The organism is Streptomyces sp. NPDC051207, assembly GCF_040682395.1.
Classification (GTDB): Bacteria; Actinomycetota; Actinomycetes; order Streptomycetales; family Streptomycetaceae; genus Streptomyces.
Genome location: NZ_JBFBAX010000002.1, coordinates 1 through 21,395, shown reverse-complemented (window position 1 = coordinate 21,395; position 21,395 = coordinate 1). Strand labels below are relative to the sequence as shown.

Below are 21,395 nucleotides of genomic sequence, written 5' to 3'. Positions count from 1 at the left end.
GGCGCCCTGTCGCCCCCGGCCGCCCGGCTCAGTCCCGCGAGGCGCGGAACACGAACGAGAACTCGGCGGGCTCCGCCCCGAGGAAGTACCGCGGCAGCGGGCCCGGTCCGCACGACTGCGAGCCGATGCCGTGCTGGCCGTGGTCGAGATTCACCCAGACCGTGTCGCCCGGCACGAGATCGCTCAGGTGCGAGGCCGCGTCCAGTTGCTCGCTGGTCCAGCGGCGGGCCGTCAACCAGAACTCCGGTTCCCCCTCGACGCGCAGGCCGCCGAGCTCCGCCCAGCGGACGCCGGCCCGCGCGCCGTTCTCCTGCGGACGGACGTACGGCGTCTGCATGCCGTCGACCGTCGACTCCCAGCGGCCGAGCCTCGACGCGGACCGGCTGTCCGGGTACGCCTCGCCCGGGCCCCCGCCGAACCAGCGCACCCGGTCCGCGCCCCCCGGCAGCCCGAACCGGACGCCCAGCCGGGGCAGCGGAACCGCCCAGTCGCCCTCCGGCGTCACCGACACCGCCAGCCGCAGTCGGTCGCCGTCCGACGTCCAGCGGTACACCGCCGCCAGACCGGCCTCGGCCCCGGCCGGCGCCACCCGGGTACGCACGGTCAGCGCGTCGCCCGTCACCTCCACGGCGTCCAGCCGGTGCCGCATCCGGTGCAGGCCCAGCTCGCGCCAGAGCAGCCCGTACCGCGTGTCCGGCTGCCACGGCGCGCCCAGGTCGTTGTCGGTCGGCGCCCGCCACACGTCGAGCCGCATCCCGTCGACCGCCACACCATCGAGCGTCCGCGGCGCGCCCGTCCGAGGGTCGAACACCCCCGGGCCCAGCGTGATCGCGCGCTCGGCGGCCGCCGGCCGCCCGGCCGGGGCCACGGACGGCGGCCTCCGCCGGGTCGCGGCCATCTGTCCCCACGCCACCTCGTGCCCCGCGGGCGCCCACGCGGTGCCGGCCGCCAGCAGCGCCCGTACCGTCCACCCGGTCTCCGCGCCGCCCGCGTCGCCGCCCGGCCGTGGTGGCAGCCTCACCTCGGCCGACTCGCCCGGCGCGAGGGGCGGCACGGGCAGCGGGCCGGACTCCACGGTCTCCCCGTCCACCTGGTACGACCACGCGAAGGCCAGCGCGGACAGGTCCGCGAAGTCGTACCTGTTCGTGACGCGTACGGTGCCGTTCGCGCCGCCCTCGATGCGGACGGGTTGGATCACCTTCCGGTACTCGGCCAGCCCCGGCGACGGCTCCCGGTCCGGGAACAGCAGCCCGTCGCACACGAAGTTCCCGTCGTGCAGCTCCTCGCCGAAGTCGCCGCCGTACGCGAAGCCGAACTCCGGGTGCCGTACGCCGTGGTCGATCCACTCCCAGACGAACCCGCCCTGGAGCCGCTCGTACCTCTCGAACAGCCGTTGGTAGTCGGCGAGTCCGCCCGGCCCGTTGCCCATGGCGTGCCCGTATTCGCACAGCAGGAACGGCAGCGGGCGGCGCCGCCGCGGGCCGCCGTCCAGGCCCCTGCCGATCCGCTCGACCTCGGCGTGCGGCGTGTACATCCGCGAGTACACGTCCGTGTCGCGGCACGTGACGTCGCCCTCGTAGTGCAGGAGCCGGGAGGGGTCCCGGCCGCGGATCCACTCGGCCATCGCCGTCAGGCCGCGGCCGGTGCCCGCCTCGTTGCCGAGGGACCACATCACCACCGACGGGTGGTTCTTGTCCCGTTCGACCATGCGGGCGGCCCGGTCCAGCAGGGCCGGGGTCCAGCGGTCGTCGTCCACCGGGTTGTCCCGCCAGGCCTGCCCGGTGAAGCCGTGGGTCTCCAGGTCGCACTCGTCGATCACCCACAGGCCGTACTCGTCGCACAGGTCGAGGAAGGCCGGGTGCGGCGGGTAGTGCGCGGTGCGGACGGCGTTGATGTTGTGCCGTTTCATCAGCAGGACGTCCTGCCGCATGGTCCGAGGGTCGAGGGCGCGGCCCCGCTCCGGATGCCACTCGTGGCGGTTGACGCCCTTGAACAGCACCGCCCTGCCGTTCACCTTGATCAGGCCGTCCTCCAGCGCCACCGTACGGAAGCCGATCCGCAGCCCGACCCGCTCGCCCGGCGTGGCGAGCACACCGTCGTACAGGCGCGGCGTCTCCGCCGACCACGGCTCCACCGGGACGGTCACGGACTCACCGGTCGCGGTGTCGACGCCCAGTGCGGGCACGGTGACCCGGCCGGGGACGTCGGAGTCGACGCGCAGGGTGCCCTCGCCCGTGACGTGGTCGTAGGAGGCGTGCACGAAGAAGTCGCCGGCCGCCCCCGGCGGGCGGTGCAGCAGTGTCACGTCACGGAAGATGCCGGGCAGCCACCACTGGTCCTGGTCCTCCAGGTACGACCCGGCGGACCACTGGTGGACACGGACCGCCAAGGCGTTGCCCCTCGGCTTCAGCAGATGGCCGACCGCGAACTCGTGCGGCAGCCGCGAGCCCTTGAACTCGCCGAGCGCCGTGCCGTTCAGCCAGACCCGGGTGCAGGACTCCACCCCGTCGAAGCGCAGGACCGCGTCGCCCGCCGCCGTCGGGGCGGGCCAGTCGTCCGGCAGGTCGAACGCGCGCAGGTGGTCGCCGGTCGGGTTCTCCGTCGGGACGCGTGGCGGGTCGACGGGGAACGGGTAGCGGTGATTCGTGTAGGCGGGTGCGCCGAACGCGCCGTCGCCCTGGAGGACCCAGTGGCCGGGGACCGCGACCTCGGACCAGTCCCCGGCGTCGTACCCGGGCGCGGCGAACGCGTCGTCCTCGGCGCCGGCGGTCGCCGACAGACGGAAACGCCAACTGCCGTTCAGGGAGACAGACGTGGCGTCCGAGGAGGCGTACCAGGTGTGGGGCGGCAGCGCGCCGCGGCCCGGCGAGACGTCCTCGACGTAGGCGGGGGATCGGAAGGTCATCGGTCTCCACGTGAAGGGGGGCGGGGACGCCGTGCGGGCGTGCCGGGAGGAGATGCGGGCACCGGGTAGTGCGTACCCGCTCCTGGCCACCGGTTACCGGCTCCCGGCCACCGGTTCCGGCTCCTGGCCCCGCGCGGCTCCCGGCCACCGGCTCACGGGCGACCTGCCACCTGATGCCGGCCGTCTGCTCCCGGCCGTCTGCTCCCGGCCACCGGCTCCCCTCCGCGGCATCCGGCCTCGGCTCGGCATCCGGCCTCGGCTCGGCATCCGGCCTCGGCTCGGCCCCCGGCCTCGGCTCGGCTCCCGGCCACCGTCCACGGCCACCGTCCACGGCCTCGGCTTCCGGTCACCGGCTCCCACCCCCGGCTACCGAGCCACCCGCCCGCCCCCGTTCCGCTGCCGCCCGCCGCCCCCAGCGGCCCTCCAGCGCGAACGTCGCAGCCCCCAGGCACACCGGGTCCGTGGGGATCGGGGACAGGACGGTCTGGGTCGCGGCCGGCGGGCGCCGCAGCGCGTGCCGGGCGACGGCCTCGCGCCAGGTCAACCCTCGAGGACCGCCCGTACGAACGCGTTGGTGAAGGTGCCCGCCGGGTCCAGCGACCGCGCCAGCGCGCGGAAGTCGCCGAGCCGCGGATACAGGTCGCGCAGCGTCGCGGGCGGCGTGGTGAAGACCTTGCCCCAGTGCGGCCGTGCCTCGAAACCGGCCAGCGCCTCCTCCAGCCGCCGTACCACCGGCAGCACCGCGGCGGTGTCCTCGACCCAGGTGAAGTGCGCGGCCACGGTGTCCCTGCCGTGGGCCGGGCTCAGCCACTGCTCGTCGGCGGCGACCGTGCGCACCTCGCAGGTCTGCAGGACGGGGGCGATCGTGTCCCGTATCGCGTCGACGGCCGACAGCATGTCGACGGCGTACCGGCGCGGCATCAGGTACTCCGACTGCAGCTCCACCCCGCTGCTGGGCGTGAACTCGGCCCGGAAGTGCGGCAGCCGCTCGTGCCACGGCCCCGCCACCCCGAACTGCTCCGTGCAGTTCACGGCCGGCATACCCGGCACCGGGTGCATCTTCTCGGTGGCCGGGGCGGCCCACGGGAAGTCGGGCAGGGGCTGGTCGGTGCGCCGCTTGAGCCACACCTGCCGGAAGCCCGGCGCCCGCCAGTCGGTGAACAGGCTCACGCTGTACGCCGCCGACACCACCGTCTCGAACGTGGCGGCGTCCAGCCCGTCCAGCGGAAGCTCGGTGAACACGTGCTGCTCGACCTCGAAGGCCGGCTCCAGGTCGAGGGTGAGCGCGGTGACGACCCCGAGCGCGCCGAGCGAGGTGACCGCGCCGCCGAACCGCGCGTCGCCACGGCCGATGGTCTCCACGGCGCCGGACGCCGTCACCAGCTCCACCTCGCGCACGGCCGCGGCGAGCGAGCCGTTGCCGACGCCGGAGCCGTGCGTGCCGGTGGCGACCGAACCGGCCACCGAGATGTGCGGCAGCGACGCCATGTTGGGCAGGGCGAGACCCCGGGCGTGCACCTGGCGGGCCAGCTCCGCGTACCGGACGCCGCCGCCGACCCGCACGGTGCGGGCCGCCGTGTCGACGTCGACGCCGGCCGGCAGGTCCGCCAGCGACAGCAGGACGCCGTCCGCGCCGGGCTCGGCGATCTCGTTGAACGAGTGCCCGCTGCCGAGCACCCGCACCCGGGCGCTGTCCGCGACGAGCGCGCGCAGCGCGTCCAGGGAGCGCGGCCGGTGCAGTTCCTTGGCGCTGTAGGTGATGTTGCCGGCCCAGTTGGTCACGGTCTCGGTCATCCGTCGTCCTTCCCCGAGGCATGGAGAACCAGGAGGTCCCCGCGGGAACCTACCTCCCGGCTCCCGGCCGGCCGCGGCCGGGCCCCTCCCGCTGAGAGCGCTTTCCCGCGGCGGGTGCCGCCTCCCGGCGCCGTGCCGGGGACCCGGCGCAGGTCGCGTCCGGCGCGGGGCATACCGTGAGGAGTCGTACGTCCGAACCGGGAGGAGACACGCGATGGGCAGCCGTACCGCGCTGGTCGAGGATCTGATGGAGCGGTTCCCGCACGTGCCGCGGGAAGCCGTTTTCAAGGAGGACCTGCTCCGGGGCGGAGTCGCGTTCGACCCCTCGGCGCTCAGCGACAACGAGGGCGGCGAGGTCAAGCCGAAGTCGTACTTCATCTTCTCCTTCGACCACGGCACGCTGCCCGAGCTGGGCGAGGCGGCCCTCAGGCGCCCGCCCGAGGAGATCATCCTCACCGGCGGCCCGTACGACCTGCGCCGCACCGTCGTCTCCGTGCGGGTGAACCCGTCCTCGCCGTACCGCGTCGCCGCGAACGACGACGGCATGCTGGGCCTCTACCTCGACGGCGCGCGGATCGCCGACGTCGGCGTGCCGCCGATGCCGGAGTACTACCGGCACACCCTGTCCAACGGGAAATCCGTCATGGAGGTCGCCCCGACCATCCAGTGGGGCTACCTCATCTACCTGACGGTGTTCCGCGTCTGCCAGTACTTCGGCGCCAAGGAGGAGTGCCAGTACTGCGACATCAACCACAACTGGCGCCAGCACAAGGCGGCCGGCCGCCCCTACACCGGGGTCAAGGACGTCGAGGAGATCCTCGAGGCCCTGGAGATCATCGACCGGTACGACACGCAGAAGGCGTCCACCGCGTACACGCTGACCGGCGGCGCCATCACGTCGAAGGTCGCCGGCCGCGACGAGGCCGACTTCTACGGCCACTACGCCAAGGCCATCGAGGAGCGCTTCCCGGGCCGCTGGATCGGCAAGGTCGTCGCACAGGCCCTGCCGAAGCCGGACGTGCAGCGGTTCAAGGACTACGGCGTGCAGATCTACCACCCCAACTTCGAGGTGTGGGACCGCCGCCTGTTCGAGCTGTACTGCCCCGGCAAGGAGCGCTACGTCGGCCGCGACGAATGGCACCGCCGCATCCTGGACTCCGCCGAGGTGTTCGGCGCGCGCAACGTGATCCCCAACTTCGTCGCGGGCGTGGAGATGGCCGAGCCGTTCGGCTTCACCAGCGTGGACGAGGCCATCGCCTCCACCACCGAGGGCCTGCGCTTCTTCATGTCGCACGGCATCACCCCCCGGTTCACCACCTGGTGCCCGGAGCCCACCACACCGCTCGGCAAGGCCAACCCGCAGGGCGCGCCGCTGGAGTACCACATCCGCCTGCTGGAGGCCTACCGCGCCACCATGGACGACTTCGGGCTGTCCTCGCCGCCCGGCTACGGCCCGCCCGGCCCCGGCCGCGCGGTGTTCTCCGTCAGCTCCTTCATGGACAGCCTGTCGGCGACGGAACCCGTCGAGGTGTGACGGCGTCCGGTGGCCGGGGCGGCCCGGCCACCGGAGTGCCCGGCCGCGCTTGTCAGTGGCGCGGGCGGCGTGCAGGGCTTCGTGCCCTGCCGCGAGGTTTCTCTCAACTCCACCCCGTCTGCGGTGAGTCGGCCTCGCACGTGGACGCGGGAGACTCATGCCCGACCTGCCGATTCCCCGGGACGCGACCGAGGCCGCGCTGTTCTCCGAGTGCTGGGACGCCGTGCTCAGCTACGCCGAGCTGTGCACGGCGGGCCCCGGCGCGGTCACGGACCTGGCCACCGAGGCGTTCGCACGCGGGATGCGCGAGGCCCGCGCCGCCGAGCACACCGCACACGCCCGCCGCCCGCCCCGGCTGCCCCGCATCCCGCAGCTGCTGACCGCCTACGCGCCACGGCGCCGGCCCGCGAGGCCGACGGGCGCGGCCAGGGACTCGACCCGGACCTGCGGCGGTGGCTCACCTCGGGGCAGGCCGGCCGCTGGACGGGACCGCCGCCGCGGCGTCCGCTCGCGCTGCGCGCCCTGCGCGACCTCCAGGAGGCCGACGCCGCGCTGCTGTGGCTCGTGGAGGCGGAGGCGCTGCCGCTGCCCACGGCCGCCCGCCGGCTCGGCCTCGACCCGGCCGGCGCGGCCGGCGAACTCGCCCAGGTGCGCGGACTGTTCCGGGAACGCTGCCGCCGCAACCACCTCGACACCCCGATGGACGCCCACTGCCGCGGCTACGCCCGGCTCCTGGACGCCGTCACCCGCTCACCCGCCCAGGACGCCCCCGCCGACCTGACCCGGCACCTCGCCGGCTGCGCGCGCTGCGCGGAGGCCGCCGCCTGTCTGCGGCAGGGCTCGGCGCTGCCCGGCGCGCTCGCCCGGGGAGTGCTGGGCTGGGGCGGCCCCGCCTACCTGGAACGCCGCCGCCACGCGGCCGACGTACGGCACGGCGCCGGGCGGCCCGACGCGGCGGACACCGGGCTCGCGGGCCCGGACGACGGCTCGCCCAGGGAGCGCGTCGTGCGCGGCGGCCTGATCGCCACCGCCCTCCTGGTGTCGCTGCTGGCGCTCGCCGCCTCGCTGATGCCCTCGGGCGGGCCCACCGACACCGCCGAGGCCGGGGACAGCGCCGACCGGCCCCCGGCCGCCGTCCCCCCGGCCCCCGCGCCCGCCGCCACGTCACCGTCCCCCTCCCGGTCGGCCCGGCCGTCCCGGAGCGCCACGTCCCGGCCGCCCGGCAGGAGGAGCGGCCCCGGCCCCCGGGGCGCGCCGCGTCCGCCGCGCCCCGCGACCGCGGCACCCCCGCCCCCGGCACCGGCGAGCCGCCCCCGTGCCGGGTCCGCCACGACCTCGTCAACCAGTGGCCCGACGGCTTCCAGGCCACCGTCACCGTCACCACCCGAGGCCCCCTGGACGGCTGGCGCGTCGCCTGGACGTTCCCCGACGGCCAGCGCGTCGGCCGGATGTGGGACGCGACGTACACGCAGGACGGCGACCGCGTCACGGCGACCGCCGCCGGCCACAACAGGGCCGTCCGCGCGGGCGGCAGCCTCTCCTTCGGCTTCCTGGCCTCCTGGCGCGGCAGGAACGCCCCGCCGCCCGCCTTCACGCTGAACGGGCACCGCTGCGCGACGTCCTGAGCGCCGCGCCGGTCAGCGCACCACCGAGCCGAGCGCCGCCAGCAGCCGGTCGACGTCCTCGTCACAGGTGTACGGCGCGAGCCCGACCCGCACCCCGCCCTCGTCGCCGAGGCCGAGCCTGCGGGACGCCTCCAGCGCGTAGAACGATCCGGCCGGCGCGGCCACGGAACGCTCCGCGAGGAGCCGCGCGACCTCGGCCGGGCGCCGGCCCGCCACGGTGAACAGCAGGGTGGGCGTGCGCCGCGCGGCCCTGGAGGACACCGTGATGCCGCCCAGCTCCGCCAGGCCCCGCTCGATGCGTCCGCGCAGGGCGTTCTCGTGCTCCTCGACCGCGTCGAAGGCCGCCCGCAGCCGCGCCCTCCGGTCGCCGGAGGCGCCCGCCGTGCCCGGTGCCAGCCCAGCGAGGAAGTCCACGGCGGCGCGCGCCCCGGCCAGCAGCTCGTAGGGCAGCGTGCCCAGTTCGAAGCGCTCCGGGACGGTGTCGGCGGACGGCAGCAGCTTGTCGGGCCGCAGTGACTCCAGCAGGCCGAGCCGCCCCGTCAGCACGCCCAGGTGCGGTCCGAGGAACTTGTACGGCGAGCAGACCAGCGTGTCCGCGCCCAGCCCGGCCAGGTCGACGCAGGCGTGCGAGGCGTAGTGCACGGCGTCCACATGGCACAGCGCGCCCGCCTCGTGCGCCAGCGCGGCGAGGGCGGGTACGTCGGGGCGGGTGCCGATGAGGTTGGAGGCGGCGGTGACGGCGACCAGCCGGGTGCGCTCCGACAGCACCGCGGCGATGTGCTCCGGGCGCAGCTCACCGGTCTCGGGGTCGAAGTCGGCCCGGCGGACGGTGGCGCCCGCCGCCGTCGCGGCCTGGATCCAGGGCCGGATGTTGGAGTCGTGGTCGAGCCGTGTGACGACCACCTCGTCGCCCGGACCCCAGTCCTTGGCGAGCGTGCGCGCCAGGTCGTACACGAGCTGGGTGGCGCTGCGGCCGAACACGACGGCCCGGGGATCGGCCGCGAGCAGATCGGCCAGGGCGCTGCGGGCCTCCAGCACGATGGAGTCCGCGTTGCGCTCGCCCTCGGTGAGCTGCCCGCGGTTGGCCAGCGGGCGCGTGAGGGCCTCGGCGATCGCGTCGACGACCGGCTGCGGCGTCTGGGTGCCGCCGGGCGCGTCGAACCGGGCCGGGCCGGTCTTCAGGGCGGGGACCCGGGCACGGATCGCGGCGACGTCGAGGGCCATGTGAACTCCAGGGCGGTGCGAGTGCGGACGGGCCGAGAATACGGTCGCGACACCCTCGGGGACATGGGTGGTACCCCGTCTTCGCCGCACGTCACGCGGGCACGGCACCCGGGCTCAGTGTCCCGGCAGCCGCGACCAGAAGGTGTCGACGATGTCGTCGATGAACTGCCGCCCGGCCTCGCCGGAGGCGGTGGCGCCGCCGGCCCGGCTGAGCGTGGCGGCCAGCAAGGTCTGGTACTCCTGGTGCATCGCGCGCAGGGGCTCCTGCAAATCGCGGCGGTCGATGGAGACGAGCCGGGCGATGGCGCGGATGTGGGCCTGCCAGCGCGTGGAGACGGCCTCGGTCAGCAGATGGGCCAGCTCGCCCTCCAGGCCGGTGATGGAGACACGGTCGCGCGGGGGCAGTTGCAGGAGGTCGGCGAGCGCGGTGGCCTGCCCCTTGGTGCCGGTCCACCGGCCGGTCTCCTCCATGTGGAGGTAGGCGTCGAGGGGGAGCCCGGTGACGCGGGCGACGTCCTCGGCGGCCAGACCGCGGGCCAGACGGTGTTCCCGCAGGGTGCGGGGCGCGCCCATGAGTTCGCGCGGGGCACACCACAGCGCACCGGCCAAAGCGGTCAGCTCGCTCGCGGTCGGCACCGCGGTGCCGCGTTCCCATGCGGTGATGTGGTCGGGAGTGATGTGGGCCAGGCCGTAGGAGGCGCGCATGCCGTAGGCGACGTGGCCCGGGGCCATCCCGAGTTTCTCGCGCAGGATGCGGGCGGCGCGCGCGTTGAAGGGGAGTGGTGAATGCACGGAGCGAGAGTATGGAGTCGACCCGGGGCGAACTCCATGGCCGCTGTCGCCCGCATCCTGTTTTGGCGGGATAGGGCGGCGGACGTTTTGCAGGAACCGGCAGAAGTGGTGCCGGAAAGTCAAGGATGCGGCGGGGCAGGGGAATTGGGATCACCCCGCGCGTGCGTATGATCCGCCACCAAGGTGCCGCATGTGTGTTCGCACGATCGACTGCCACACTCTCCCGGCGGCATCATCAGGCTTTCCGCACACTTGCAGGTCCAGGAGACGCAGTCATGCAGACCAGCACGACGGGCCCGGCCGAGGCCCCACCCGTAAGAAGCAATGGCCCGCTCGACCAGTTCTTCCGCATCACAGAACGCGGTTCGACATTCGGCCGGGAGATACGCGGCGGATTCGCCACGTTCTTCACCATGGCCTACATCCTCGTGCTCAACCCGATCATTCTGGGTAGCGCCGAGGACAAGTTCGGCAATCAGCTGGATGCCGCCCAGCTCGCCACCGCCACCGCCCTGGTGGCCGCCGTGATGACCGTGATCATGGGTGTGGGCGGCAATCTGCCGCTCGCCCTGGCCGCCGGTCTCGGCCTGAACGCCGTCGTCGCCTTCCAGATCGCCCCGCTGATGAGCTGGGACGACGCGATGGGCCTCATCGTGCTGGAAGGCCTGCTGATCTGCGTCCTGGTGCTGACCGGTCTGCGTGAGGCGGTCATGCACGCCATTCCGCAGCCCCTCAAGCAGGCCATCAGCGTCGGTATCGGCCTGTTCATCGCTTTCATCGGCTTTGTGGACGCCGGATTCGTCACCCGGATCCCGGACGCCGCGAACACCACCGTTCCGGTGCAGCTCGGCACCGGCGCGCTCACCGGCTGGCCCATGCTGGTGTTCTGCCTCGGCGTATTGGTGACGATCGTCCTTCTGGCCCGCAAGGTGAAGGGCGCCATTCTCATCAGTATCGTGCTGATGACCCTCGTCTCCGTCGTCATCAATGAGATCGCCGACGTCAAGTCGTGGGGTCTGACCGAGCCCGCGCTGCCCGGCAACCCCGTCGCCAGCCCCGATTTCGGGCTGCTGGGCGAATTCGATCTGCTCGGCGCGTTCGGTCAGGTCAGTGTGCTGACGGTCGTGCTGCTCGTCTTCACGCTCATCCTGTCCGACTTCTTCGACACGATGGGCACCGTCGTCGGCGTCACCGCCGAAGCGGGCCTCCTCGACGAGCGCGGCCAGGTCCCGGGCCTCGGCCGTGTCCTGCTGATCGACAGCGCGGCGGCGGTCGCCGGCGGCGCCGCCTCCGCCTCGTCCGCCACCACCTACATCGAGTCCGCCGCGGGTGTCGGCGAGGGCGCCCGCACCGGCTTCGCCAACCTCGTCACCGGCGGCCTGTTCGCCCTCGCCCTGTTCTTCACCCCGGTGCTGACCATCGTGCCGCTGCAGGCCGCCTCCCCGGCCCTCGTCGCGGTCGGGTTCCTGATGATGACGCAGGTCAAGCACATCGACTGGGACCGCTACGAGCTGGCCGTCCCCGCCTTCCTGACCATCGTCGTCATGCCGTTCACGTACTCCATCACCAACGGCATCGGCGCCGGCTTCATCGCCTACGTCGTCATCAAGGCGTGCCTGGGCAAGGCCCGCGAGGTCCACTGGCTGCTGTGGGGCACCGCGGCGCTGTTCTTCGTGTACTTCGCGATCGACCCGCTGGAGCAGGTGCTCGGCATCAAGTGACCGCACCGCCGCCCGTCACCGGGGTGGTCTCGGCGTTGTCCGCCGAGGCCACCCCGACGACGTTCCCGGCCCGCCGCCGCACGGCGGGGAGCCGGTGCGCGGCCGGGCATCGGGAAATCCGGTGGCACGCGCGAGCGTGCGCCCCTATGGTGGGGGCGAATCGAGCGGTGGCCGACGGCCGCCGCGGCCGGACGAGTGATGAGCAGGAGGTGTGACCGATGGCTGTCTTCGCGAAGGGCGCTGCCCGCATCCAGTTCGTCGTCAAGTCCACCCCTGTGGCCACCGGCTGACCTTCACACCATCCGCGCCGACGCGCGCGTGCCGGGGCCACCCCTCTCGAAGGGTCACCCCCTTGAACTCCAGCTCATCCGTATCCCGCATGTCCCCCTCCCCGCTCGCCCCCTACGGCTGGGACGACGCCTGGGCCGAGGCGTTCGCCCCGTACGCGTCCGACGGGCTGCTGCCCGGGCGGGTCGTCCGGGTCGACCGCGGCCAGTGCGACGTCGTCACCGCGGGCGGGACCGTGCGCGCCGACACCGCGTTCGTGACCCCGCACGACCCGCTGCGGGTCGTCTGCACCGGCGACTGGGTCGCCGTCGAACCCGGCGGCAACCCGCGCTACGTACGGGCGTACCTGCCGCGCCGCACCGCCTTCGTGCGGTCCACTTCCTCCAAGCGGTCCGAGGGGCAGATCCTCGCGGCCAACGTCGACCACGCGATCGTCGCCGTGTCGCTCGCCGCCGAACTCCACCTGGGGCGCGTCGAACGGTTCCTCGCGCTCGCCTGGGAGTCCGGGGCGCAGCCGGTGGTCGTCCTCACCAAGGCCGACCTCGTGCCCGACGCGGCCACCCGCTCGCACCTCGTCCAGGACGTCGGGACCAGCGCGCCCGGCGTGCCCGTGCTCACCGTCAGCGCACGTGACGGGGACGGGCTCGACGTGCTCGCCGCCGTCGTCTCGGGCGGCACGGCCGTGCTGCTCGGGCAGTCCGGCGCCGGCAAGTCCACCCTCGCCAACGCGCTGCTCGGCGAGGACGTGATGGACGTGCGGACCGTCCGCGAGGTGGACGGCAAGGGCCGGCACACCACGACCACCCGCAACCTCCTGGTGCTGCCCGGCGGCGGCGTGCTGATCGACACGCCGGGGCTGCGCGGCGTCGGGCTGTGGGACGCCGGGACCGGCGTCGGGCAGGTGTTCGCCGAGATCGAGGAACTCGCCGAGGGCTGCCGCTTCCACGACTGCGCCCACGAGAGCGAGCCGGGCTGCGCGGTCCGCGCCGCCATCGACGCCGGTGACCTTCCGGAGCGACGCCTGGAGAGCTACCGCAAGCTCCTGCGGGAGAACCAGCGCATCGTCGCCAAGACGGACGCCCGCCTCAGGGCGGAGATCCGCAAGGACTGGAAACGCAAGGGCGCGATCGGCCGCGCGGCGATGGAGGCGAAGCGGGGGCGGATCCGGTAACCCGGCCACCCCCGTCGACGCCCCGTCGCAACGCCACGTCCGATTTCCGCCAGCCGGGTGCTCCCCGGGTGGCGGAGACTGGGCGTGTGAGGGACGACGACAGCAGGTTCGAGGCCGTGCGGAGCCGGGACGCCCGATTCGACGGGGCGTTCTTCTTCGCCGTCGAGACCACCGGCATCTACTGCCGCCCCAGCTGCCCGGCGGTCACGCCGAAGCGGCACAACGTGCGGTTCTTCACCACGGCCGCCGCCGCGCAGGGCTCCGGTTTCCGGGCCTGCCGGCGGTGTCGGCCCGACGCCGTGCCCGGCTCGGCCGACTGGAACGTCCGCGCGGACGTCGTCGGCCGCGCCATGCGGCTCATCGCCGACGGAGTCGTGGACCGGGAGGGCGTCGCCGGGCTCGCCGCCCGGCTCGGCTACAGCGCCCGGCAGGTTCAGCGGCAGCTCACCGCCGAACTCGGCGCCGGGCCCGTCGCCCTCGCCCGCGCCCAGCGCGCCCACACCGCGCGTGTCCTGCTGCAGACCACGGACCTGTCGATCACCGAGATCGCGTTCGCGTCGGGCTTCGCCAGCGTGCGGCAGTTCAACGACACCATCCGCGCCGTGTACGCGCAGACCCCCAGCGAGCTGCGCGCCGCCGCCCCGGGGGGCCCGGCCCGCCGCACCGCCACCCCGTCCGCGGGCATCCCGCTGCGCCTCGCCCACCGCGGCCCCTGCCGGGCCGGATACGTCTTCGACGTCCTGGCGCACGAGGCCGTCGCCGGCGTCGAGGAGGTCACCGGACCGGTCGGCGCCCGCACCTACCGGCGCACCCTGCGCCTGCCCCACGGCACCGGCATCGCCGCCGTCGGGGAAAGGCCCGGCACCGCGCGGACCGCCTCCGGCACCCATCCGGGCGGCTGGCTCGACGCCCGGCTGCACCTCACCGACCCGCGCGACCTGACCACCGCCGTGCAGCGGCTGCGCAGGCTGTTCGACCTCGACGCCGACCCGTACGCCGTGCACGAGCGCCTCGGCGCCGACCCCCGCCTCGCCCCGCTGATCGCCGCCCGCCCCGGCCTGCGCGCGCCCGGCGCCGCCGACCCGGAGGAGATCGCCGTACGGGCCCTGACCGGCACGGCACGGGCCGCACGGCTCGTCCGGCGCTACGGAAAGGCCCTCGACGCCCCCTGCGGCAGCCTCACCCACGTCTTCCCCGAACCGGCCGTCCTCGCCGAGGCCGAGCCGGACACCCCGCTCGGCACCCTCGCCGCCGCCCTCGCCGACGGCACCGTGCACCTCGATCCGGGCGCCGACCGCGACGACGCCCACGCCGCCCTGCGCGCACTGCCCGGCCTCGACGCCCGTACCGTGGCCGTCGTCCGCAGCCGCGCGCTGGGCGACCCCGACGTGGCGCCGCCCGGCGCCGAAGTCCCCGGCAGCTGGCGCCCCTGGCGCACCTACGCCCTGCACCACCTGCGCGCCGCAGGGGAGTTGGAGTTGTGATGACCCACCCGGCCACCGCCCCCGTGTACTGGACCCGGTTCGACAGCCCGGTCGGCCCGCTGCTGCTCACCGCCGACGCGTCCGGCGCGCTGACCTCGCTGACCGTGCCCGGCCAGAAGGGCGGCCGGAGCGTCCAGGAGGCGTGGCGCCACGACCCGGGCCCGTTCCGCGAGGCAGCACGGCAGCTCGCCGCGTACTTCGCGGGGGAGCTGAAGGAGTTCACGCTGCCACTGCGCACCGACGGCACCGCCTTCCGCGAGCGCGTGTGGGCCGCCCTGGACTCCGTGCCGTACGGGGCGACCACCTCCTACGGCGAGATCGCCGCGCGCGTCGGCGCGCCCCGGGCCGCCGTGCGGGCCGTCGGCGGCGCGATCGGCGCCAACCCGCTGCTGATCGTCCGCCCCTGCCACCGGGTGATCGGCGCCGACGGCTCCCTGACGGGCTACGCGGGCGGCCTCGACCGCAAGATCCACCTGCTCACCCACGAGGGCGCGCTCACGACCGGGGCCGTTCAGCACCCGCGCGGGCCGCTCAGCCCCACAGCACCGCGCCCAGCCAGGCCGCCGCGATCAGCAGACAGGTGAACAGCTCCGCGAGCACGCTGGAGCCGCCCGAGCGCATCGCCCTGCGCAGCGCCGCCCGCGCCTCGCCGTGCCCGCCCAGGCGCAGACGCTCGGACAGGTAGACGCCGCCGATGAACCCGGGGATCGCGCCGACCACCGGCAGCAGCAGGAACCCGAGGAACGCCCCGGTGCCCGCGTACACCGCCGTGCGGTGCGAGACGCCGCCCGCGCGCAGCCGGCGCGGCGGCAACGCCCAGCGGACCACCTGCGACAGGAACAGCAGCACCGTGGCGCCGACCAGCACCCACCAGGAGACCGCCCGCGGGTCCTGCAGCGCCCACCACAGGACGGCGGCCCACACCAGCCACGACCCCGGCACGCCGGGCACGAGCACTCCGTACAGCCCGAGCCCGATGACCAGGCCGACCAGCAGCAGGCCCCACGCTCCCATCTGTCCAGAGTGCCGGACCGGGACAGACACCGCAGGTCAGCCGGGCAGCCCCGGTCCGGCGCCGCACGCCGGGTGCCCCGGCGCCTGTCGCAATTTCGGCTTGTCCCGTTTTCACGAGGCCGGCGCGGTGGACAATTGGGGGCATGAGCCAGCAGGGGGGAAGTCCCACCGGTCACGAGGACGACTGGTGGCGGCAGTTGTACGACGACTCCACCGGTGACACGGGCCCCACCCGCGCGCCCGACTCACTGGACGACCGGTTCGCCTCGGCGGCCGGCACGGTCGGTCCCGGGGCGCGGGCGGTCGCGCGGGAGCCCGCGGCGGGAGCGGGCGCCGCGAGCGCGTCCCGGCCGCCCAGCGACCGCACGGCCGCGACGACCGGCGCCGTCCGGCCCGTCGCGGAGCCACCGGCCGCGGAGCCGCCGAGCGCGACGGTACCGCCGTCCCGCAGACCGCCCGCCGGGGAGGACACGCCGGCCGGCCGGCCCGGCCCGCACTACGTCGGCGCCCGCCCGCCCACCTACGACGCCGAGCCCTCCGCCCTGCCGCCCGCCGAGCCCGACGCCCTCGCCGACCTCGCCCCGGACACCGTGCTGGACGGCGCCCGGTACGGCACCTGCACGCTGCGCGCCGCGTCGGTGCGCGGGGACTCCGCCCGGTTCCGGGGCGAGCCGCGCCGCGACTTCCTGCTCACCGCCCGCTTCGGCACCGGCGAACGGGCCCTGGTGTTCGTGGCGATGGCCACCGGCGCCCGGGGCACACCGGTCGCGCACCGCGCCGCCGCCGAGGTCTGCCACTGGATCGGCCGGGCCGTCGGCCGCAGCCACGTCCGCCTCGCGGAGGACATGAGGGCGGCCCGGCGCGGCGACCTGAAGTCCGGGCTGCACCGGCTGACCGCCCGCAGCCTCGGCAGGCTCCGCGCGGGCGCCGCCGAGCAGGGCGTCGAACCCGAGGCGTACACGGCCAGCCTGCGCTGCCTGCTGCTGCCTGCCGACCCCGAGTGCCGTACGCGCGTGTTCTTCGGCGTCGGCGCGGGCGGGCTGTTCCGGCTGCGGGACGGGCAGTGGCAGGACATCGAGCCCCGGGTCACCGACGCGGCCGGCGAACCCGCCGTCGGCTTCGGCTCGCCGCCCGCCGAGCCCCCCGAGGGCGACCGCGTCACCCGGGACCTGGGCATACCCGCCCCGCCCAGCCCCTTCGAACCGGCGCCCGGACCGTCCCCCGAGCCCTTCCGCTTCCGCGCCTCCGTGGCCCGCCCGGGCGACACGCTGCTGATGTGCACCGCGGGCCTCGCCGAACCGCTGCGCGGCGAACCCGAGCTGGCCGCCTACCTCACCGAGCGGTGGTCCGGCCCGACCCCGCCCGGCCTCGCCGGATTCCTCACCGACACCCAGGTCCGGGTCAAGGGCTACGCCGACGACCGCACGGCCGCCGCGGTGTGGGAGGCGTGACGGCGCCCCCGGTCGCGCAGGACGGGCGGTCGCACCTCCGCGACCTCCGCGACGACGAGTCCGGCTACGACCGGATCAGCAGGCATCACTGGGCAGTTGGGCCGATGCCTGTCGGCGTTCACCATTCCGCATGACTGTCCCGTGCCCGATCGGGCAAGGATCCCCGTGTACGTGTTCGAGCAGGAGGGAACCCACCATCGTCGCGCGGGGGATCATGAAGAGGCAGCTACGACGGGGAGTTCCGGCGGCCGCCGGGGTCTCCTCGGCACCGACCATGGAGGAGACGACCGACGGCGACCCGGAGCGGACGTCGGCACCCCAGCTCAGGCGCAGGCTCGGACGCGCGGACCTGCGGGCCGTGCCCGAGGCCCGCAGGGCACTGCGCGAGCTGTTACGGCAGTGGGGGCGGCCCGGGAAATCCGAGATAGCGGAGCTGCTCACCAGCGAACTCGTCACCAACGCCCTCGTCCACACCGACGACGACGCGGTGCTGACCGCGACCGTCCGGCCGGGCGGGCTGCGCGTGGAGGTCAGGGACTTCGTGACCGGCCGGCCCAGGCCGTGCGCACCGTACGCCGACGACAGTGCGCAGCGGACCAACGGCCGGGGCCTGGTCCTCGTGCAGTCCCTCGCCGACGCCTGGGGGGTCCGGCCGCACGGCGTGGGCAAGGCCGTGTGGTTCGAACTCGACGCGGGCGCCGCCTGACACCGGGTCCGGGCCTGCCCGTCCGGGACGCTGGCGTGGGACGACGTCCGCTCGGCCGCGAGGTCCCGGCCGAGGATGCCCAACGGGGCGGGGCGCGGCCCGTACAGGCCGCGCCCCGCCCCGTGGGTGCTCGTTGCCGCCCGGAGCCGTGCAGGTCACCGCTGAGCCGCCCGGGCTCAGCCGAACTGCTGCTCCAAGTCCTTGAGTTTGCGCTCCAGGGAGTCGAGCCGCGGCAGGGCCATGGTGTCGTCCTCCGCCGTGAGGTCCACGGTCACGGGGTCAGAGCCGCTGCGCACGGGCTGCAGGGAGGGACGCGAGCGTACGGGCAACTGCTCCGGCGATGAAGCCGATATGGCAGGCTCCGCGGAAACCCGGTCGGATTCGCGCTCCACCTGCACCTCGACGTGGCGTCCGCCGCGGCCGGGGAAGCCGCGGTGACCCCTGCTGATCGCCTTCAGCTGGGCGCGCTCCATGCGCTGCGCCTCCCGGCGGCGCATGCGCTCCTGGTCCTTGCGGCGCTTGTCGTCGCGGACCTCTTCGACCGCCTCGTCCAGACTGCGCACGCCCTCCAGAAGCATCAGCGACCACGCCTTGTACGTCTCACGCGGCGCCCGCAGCCAGCGGACGACGCGGATCTGCGGCAGCGGACGCGGCACCAGGCCCTGCTCGCGCAGCGCGGCCCGGCGGGTCTGCTTCAGCGCGCGGTCGAACAGCACCGCCGCGGACAGGGACATGCCGGCGAAGAAGTGCGGGGCGCCGTCGTGGCCCATGCCACGGGGCGCGTGGACCCAGTTGAACCAGGCCGCGGCACCCGCGAACGTCCACACCAGTATCCGGGAGCCGAGCGCCGCGTCACCGTGGCTGGCCTCGCGCACCGCGAGCACGGAACAGAACATCGCCGCACCGTCCAGGCCGAACGGCACCAGGTACTCCCAGCCGCCGGACAGGTTCAGGTTCTGCCGGCCGAAGCCGACAAGGCCGTGGAAGGAGAGTGCCGCGGCCACCGCCGCGCAGCAGAAAAGAAGGACGTAGGAAGCGGTGCCGTACAGGGCCTCCTTGCGCCTGCGGCGCTCCTCGCTGCGCTCCCACGAGTCTTCCGTGCTCGTGTCCTTCCCCGAGGAGCGCTTGCCGTGCGCGAGCACCGCCACCGCCGCCAGCATGCCCAGGAGCAGCACGGCGCCCGGAAGCAGCCAGTTCAGCGATATGTCGGTCAGTCTCATCTGGGGGTCCCTTGCATTGGGATAGGGCGTAACGCCCGCCATAGTGGCCCAAACCCACCGGCCCTCAGGGGGTTTCGGGGCAAGAGGCCGCCAAGGAGTTGCAAGGGGATGCCCAGGGCAGCGATCTGCTCGAACTGCCGCTTGAGGGGCGGGAGTTGAGTTCGAATAAGACTACCCGTAGGGGTGGTTCCATGGAAACTTGCTGCGGTTGGTGAGGAACATGTGAAGCAGCCGTGACCATGGGACGCCCGGTGGTGGTGGCCACCGTGCCCGCGGTGATCTCATTCACGATGATCCTAGCGGTCCCCGCGGAGTGGTGACGGCCGGGCACGGCACCTGGCGGTGCCTCAGGCGGCCGTCGTCGCCAGGAGCTTGGTGACGCGGTCCGCGTCGCAGGTCCGCGGGCAGGTGACGCAGGTGTCCTCGGGGCGCACCGTGTAGAACATGCAGCAGCTCGCCCGGTCCCGGGTCGGCAGCGACTCGCCGTCCGGGCCGGTCAGCTCCCGGAAGCCCGCCGCGCCCGCGTACGGCTTCGTCGCGCCCGGCAGCAGCAGCTCCAGTTCGCGCATCGCCCGCCGCTCCTCGCCGAAGAGGTGCGCGACGTACCACAGGCCCTCGACGATCTCGTCGGTCGCCATGCCCCACAGGGCCCGGCCGCGACGGCGCATACGGGGGCCGAAGGCGGCCAGGACCGGTTCCAGGTGCTCCGCGATCGCGCCGCGCACCTCCGCGCGCAGCGCCTCCTCGTCGGGGACCACGCGGGCGCCGGGCAGCGCCGCCGCCGGGTCGCCGGGGAGGCAGGCGAAGTCCGTCGGCCGGACCGCCATGCGGCCGACGGACAGGCCCGGGGCGGTGCGGTCGTACGAGACGTGCGTCACGGGGTAGCGGGGGACGCGGCGGCTCAGGAACCACGGGGCGGTGATCAGCAGGCAGGCCGGCCAGGCGTAGCGGTGCAGTCCGAAGCCGGCGACCACGTCCGGGCGGGCGCGCCGGCCGTAGTCGCGCAGGATCTGGGCGTCGTCCCGGGCGAGGAAGGCGTCGAGCGCGGCGGGGTCGGTGGAGAGGTCGGCCGCGCGGAACCAGCCGTCGCCCGTGGGCAGGGGTGCGGAGGCGGGTTCTTCCGTGATCGCCAGGCCCGGGAACGCCTCGGTCAGGCGGGTGTACGCGTCCGTGAGGGGCGAACGGGACACGGGCATGCGGGACCACCGATCCGTGACGTCTGAGGCCTGCTGAAGGTAAGGCTTACCTTATCGAAGATCCGGGTCAAGGTCATGGGGGACCGCAGGGAAGATCGTGGGGATTTGAACTAGCGGCGTGTGCGCTTATCGTGCTCACGGGCGGGTCACATCCCGCCGCAATGACCCCAAGTGCCGACAAGTTCGCAGGAGGACCCGTGACACAGGGTGTGCAGGGCTCTGCCGAGGCCTCCGGCGCGTCGGCGGCCGGGCGTGGCGGGTTCGCGGGCGGGGCGCTGCGGGTGCCCGCCCAGCCGAGCGCGGCGGACGTGGACCGGGCCGCGGTACGGGGCGGCTCCGGGGGCGGCCCGGCCGCTGCCCGGGGTGAGCACACGCACGGTGCGCAGCCGGTGCCGCGGGTGCAGCGGTCCTCCGTGCGGGGGCAGATCCTCGACGCGCTGCGGACGGCACTGGTGTCGGGGGAGCTGCGGCCGGGGGAGGTGTACTCGGCGCCGGTGCTCGGGGAGCGGTTCGGGGTGTCGGCGACGCCCGTGCGGGAGGCGATGCAGCAGCTGGCCCTGGAGGGTGCCGTCGAGGTGGTGCCGAACCGGGGGTTCCGGGTCGTGGTGCGGGGGGCGCGGGAGCTGGCGGAGCTGGCGGAGGTGCGGGCGCTGATCGAGGTGCCGGTGATGCTGCGGCTGGCGCGGACGGTGCCGGTGGAACGGTGGGCGGAGCTGCGGCCGCTGGCGGAGTCGACGGTGCGGGCGGCGTCGTCGGGGTGCGCGGCGTCGTACGCGGAGGCGGATCGGGCGTTTCACCGGGAGGCGCTGTCCTTGGCCGGCAACGGCCAGCTGCTCCGGATCGCGGAGGACCTCCACCGGCGTGCGCAGTGGCCGGTGCTGAGCGGGACGACGACCCGGGGCCGGGCGGACCTGGTGGCGGACGCGGCCCAGCACACGGCACTGCTGGACGCACTGATCGCACGGGACCTGGACGTGGTGCGGGCGCTGGTGCGGGAGCATTTCGCGGGGGCGTGAGCCGTGCGGGGGTGCCTGCGGCAAGCCTGCGCGGGTTGGGCGGGGTGCGGGTGGGATGCGGTGGTCCGGTGGGTGCCGGGGGTGCGGCGGCCTTGTGGGTGCGGGTGGGGTGCCTGCGGCGGCCTGTGCGGGTTGGGTGGGGGTGCGGGTAGCGCGTTGCCTTCGGTGGGTGGGGCGGGGCCGCGCCGGGGGGTGTCCGTCCTCGGAACGGCGCGGAATCGGTGGGCCGTGAAGGGACCGGCGCGGACGCGCCA

The 21,395-nt window shown here is 74.5% G+C and carries 17 protein-coding genes and 2 pseudogenes; 9 read left to right on the top strand and 10 right to left on the bottom strand.

All coding sequences use genetic code 11. The features are described from left to right. Positions 1 to 28: 28 nt before the first annotated feature. The 3 genes and pseudogenes from AB0M97_RS01900 to AB0M97_RS01890 form a co-directional block, all read right to left on the bottom strand. Positions 29 to 2,905 carry a glycoside hydrolase family 2 TIM barrel-domain containing protein gene (locus AB0M97_RS01900; RefSeq protein ID WP_365958723.1) on the bottom strand — a complete coding sequence of 959 codons (2,877 nt, stop codon included), beginning with the start codon at positions 2,903 to 2,905 and terminating at the stop codon, positions 29 to 31. A gap of 346 nt (positions 2,906 to 3,251) precedes the next feature. Beyond that, positions 3,252 to 3,440: pseudogene (locus AB0M97_RS01895) on the bottom strand (transcriptional regulator); the annotation flags it as partial. Between the two features lie 5 nt (positions 3,441 to 3,445). Continuing rightward, complete coding sequence (locus tag AB0M97_RS01890; protein WP_365958722.1) at positions 3,446 to 4,699, bottom strand: FAD-binding protein; 1,254 nt, start codon at positions 4,697 to 4,699, stop codon at positions 3,446 to 3,448. A 214-nt stretch (positions 4,700 to 4,913) separates the two neighbouring features. Here AB0M97_RS01890 and AB0M97_RS01885 point away from each other — a divergent pair, with 214 nt between their 5' ends. After that, a complete protein-coding gene (locus AB0M97_RS01885; protein WP_365958721.1) occupies positions 4,914 to 6,233 on the top strand; it encodes a radical SAM protein in 1,320 nt (439 codons plus the stop codon). A 384-nt stretch (positions 6,234 to 6,617) separates the two neighbouring features. Here AB0M97_RS01885 and AB0M97_RS01880 read toward each other — a convergent pair whose 3' ends face one another. Then, positions 6,618 to 6,920, bottom strand: coding sequence for a hypothetical protein (locus tag AB0M97_RS01880; RefSeq protein WP_365959039.1), 303 nt, complete (start codon positions 6,918 to 6,920; stop codon positions 6,618 to 6,620). A gap of 206 nt (positions 6,921 to 7,126) precedes the next feature. Further along, the gene (locus AB0M97_RS01875; protein WP_365959038.1) at positions 7,127 to 7,564 is read right to left on the bottom strand and encodes a hypothetical protein; all 438 of its coding nucleotides are present in this window, start codon (positions 7,562 to 7,564) and stop codon (positions 7,127 to 7,129) included. Between the two features lie 45 nt (positions 7,565 to 7,609). Between AB0M97_RS01875 and AB0M97_RS01870 the strand changes: the two are divergent. Next, positions 7,610 to 7,858, top strand: a pseudogene (locus AB0M97_RS01870) (cellulose binding domain-containing protein); the annotation flags it as partial. A 12-nt stretch (positions 7,859 to 7,870) separates the two neighbouring features. Here AB0M97_RS01870 and AB0M97_RS01865 read toward each other — a convergent pair. Beyond that, complete coding sequence (locus tag AB0M97_RS01865) at positions 7,871 to 9,082, bottom strand: cysteine desulfurase-like protein (RefSeq protein ID WP_365958720.1); 1,212 nt, start codon at positions 9,080 to 9,082, stop codon at positions 7,871 to 7,873. Between the two features lie 114 nt (positions 9,083 to 9,196). After that, positions 9,197 to 9,874, bottom strand: a complete 678-nt coding sequence (locus AB0M97_RS01860; protein WP_365958719.1) for a helix-turn-helix transcriptional regulator — start codon at positions 9,872 to 9,874, stop codon at positions 9,197 to 9,199. A 275-nt stretch (positions 9,875 to 10,149) separates the two neighbouring features. On the opposite strand from AB0M97_RS01860, the gene AB0M97_RS01855 reads away from it, so the two are divergent. The 4 genes from AB0M97_RS01855 (at position 10,150) to AB0M97_RS01840 (ending at position 15,122) form a co-directional block, all read left to right on the top strand. Then, positions 10,150 to 11,595: an NCS2 family permease gene (locus AB0M97_RS01855; RefSeq protein WP_365958718.1), complete on the top strand. Its 1,446-nt coding sequence runs from the start codon at positions 10,150 to 10,152 to the stop codon at positions 11,593 to 11,595. A 379-nt stretch (positions 11,596 to 11,974) separates the two neighbouring features. Further along, complete coding sequence (gene rsgA / locus AB0M97_RS01850) at positions 11,975 to 13,054, top strand: ribosome small subunit-dependent GTPase A (protein ID WP_365958717.1); 1,080 nt, start codon at positions 11,975 to 11,977, stop codon at positions 13,052 to 13,054. Between the two features lie 86 nt (positions 13,055 to 13,140). Then, positions 13,141 to 14,538, top strand: coding sequence for an AlkA N-terminal domain-containing protein (locus AB0M97_RS01845; protein WP_365958716.1), 1,398 nt, complete (start codon positions 13,141 to 13,143; stop codon positions 14,536 to 14,538). Beyond that, complete coding sequence (locus AB0M97_RS01840) at positions 14,538 to 15,122, top strand: methylated-DNA--[protein]-cysteine S-methyltransferase (RefSeq protein WP_365958715.1); 585 nt, start codon at positions 14,538 to 14,540, stop codon at positions 15,120 to 15,122. The genes AB0M97_RS01845 and AB0M97_RS01840 overlap by 1 nt, the downstream gene beginning before the upstream one ends. Here the strand turns inward: AB0M97_RS01840 and AB0M97_RS01835 are convergent. Continuing rightward, positions 15,070 to 15,552, bottom strand: a complete 483-nt coding sequence (locus AB0M97_RS01835; protein ID WP_365958714.1) for a DUF456 domain-containing protein — start codon at positions 15,550 to 15,552, stop codon at positions 15,070 to 15,072. The genes AB0M97_RS01840 and AB0M97_RS01835 overlap by 53 nt on opposite strands. Before the next feature lie 143 nt (positions 15,553 to 15,695). On the opposite strand from AB0M97_RS01835, the gene AB0M97_RS01830 reads away from it, so the two are divergent. Further along, positions 15,696 to 17,003: a protein phosphatase 2C domain-containing protein gene (locus AB0M97_RS01830; RefSeq protein ID WP_365958713.1), complete on the top strand. Its 1,308-nt coding sequence runs from the start codon at positions 15,696 to 15,698 to the stop codon at positions 17,001 to 17,003. A gap of 274 nt (positions 17,004 to 17,277) precedes the next feature. After that, the gene (locus tag AB0M97_RS01825) at positions 17,278 to 17,709 is read left to right on the top strand and encodes an ATP-binding protein (RefSeq protein ID WP_365958712.1); all 432 of its coding nucleotides are present in this window, start codon (positions 17,278 to 17,280) and stop codon (positions 17,707 to 17,709) included. A gap of 176 nt (positions 17,710 to 17,885) precedes the next feature. On the opposite strand, the gene AB0M97_RS01820 is transcribed toward AB0M97_RS01825, so the two are convergent. Beyond that, positions 17,886 to 18,929, bottom strand: coding sequence for a DUF2637 domain-containing protein (locus AB0M97_RS01820; RefSeq protein ID WP_365958711.1), 1,044 nt, complete (start codon positions 18,927 to 18,929; stop codon positions 17,886 to 17,888). Positions 18,930 to 19,276: 347 nt separating this feature from the next. Further along, the gene (locus AB0M97_RS01815) at positions 19,277 to 20,125 is read right to left on the bottom strand and encodes a (2Fe-2S)-binding protein (RefSeq protein ID WP_365958710.1); all 849 of its coding nucleotides are present in this window, start codon (positions 20,123 to 20,125) and stop codon (positions 19,277 to 19,279) included. A 197-nt stretch (positions 20,126 to 20,322) separates the two neighbouring features. Here AB0M97_RS01815 and AB0M97_RS01810 point away from each other — a divergent pair, with 197 nt between their 5' ends. Then, positions 20,323 to 21,141, top strand: a complete 819-nt coding sequence (locus AB0M97_RS01810; RefSeq protein ID WP_365958709.1) for a GntR family transcriptional regulator — start codon at positions 20,323 to 20,325, stop codon at positions 21,139 to 21,141. The last annotated feature ends 254 nt before the right edge of the window (positions 21,142 to 21,395 follow it).

Excerpts from the sequence above, each read along its gene's own strand:
- AB0M97_RS01900 (WP_365958723.1), bottom strand. The coding sequence starts at position 2,905 with ATGACCTTCCGATCCCCCGCCTACGTCGAGGACGTCTCGCCGGGCCGC.
- AB0M97_RS01890 (WP_365958722.1), bottom strand. The coding sequence starts at position 4,699 with ATGACCGAGACCGTGACCAACTGGGCCGGCAACATCACCTACAGCGCC.
- AB0M97_RS01885 (WP_365958721.1), top strand. The coding sequence starts at position 4,914 with ATGGGCAGCCGTACCGCGCTGGTCGAGGATCTGATGGAGCGGTTCCCG.
- AB0M97_RS01865 (WP_365958720.1), bottom strand. The coding sequence starts at position 9,082 with ATGGCCCTCGACGTCGCCGCGATCCGTGCCCGGGTCCCCGCCCTGAAG.
- AB0M97_RS01855 (WP_365958718.1), top strand. The coding sequence starts at position 10,150 with ATGCAGACCAGCACGACGGGCCCGGCCGAGGCCCCACCCGTAAGAAGC.
- rsgA (WP_365958717.1), top strand. The coding sequence starts at position 11,975 with ATGTCCCCCTCCCCGCTCGCCCCCTACGGCTGGGACGACGCCTGGGCC.
- AB0M97_RS01840 (WP_365958715.1), top strand. The coding sequence starts at position 14,538 with ATGACCCACCCGGCCACCGCCCCCGTGTACTGGACCCGGTTCGACAGC.
- AB0M97_RS01835 (WP_365958714.1), bottom strand. The coding sequence starts at position 15,552 with ATGGGAGCGTGGGGCCTGCTGCTGGTCGGCCTGGTCATCGGGCTCGGG.
- AB0M97_RS01830 (WP_365958713.1), top strand. The coding sequence starts at position 15,696 with ATGAGCCAGCAGGGGGGAAGTCCCACCGGTCACGAGGACGACTGGTGG.
- AB0M97_RS01825 (WP_365958712.1), top strand. The coding sequence starts at position 17,278 with ATGGAGGAGACGACCGACGGCGACCCGGAGCGGACGTCGGCACCCCAG.
- AB0M97_RS01820 (WP_365958711.1), bottom strand. The coding sequence starts at position 18,929 with ATGAGACTGACCGACATATCGCTGAACTGGCTGCTTCCGGGCGCCGTG.
- AB0M97_RS01815 (WP_365958710.1), bottom strand. The coding sequence starts at position 20,125 with ATGCCCGTGTCCCGTTCGCCCCTCACGGACGCGTACACCCGCCTGACC.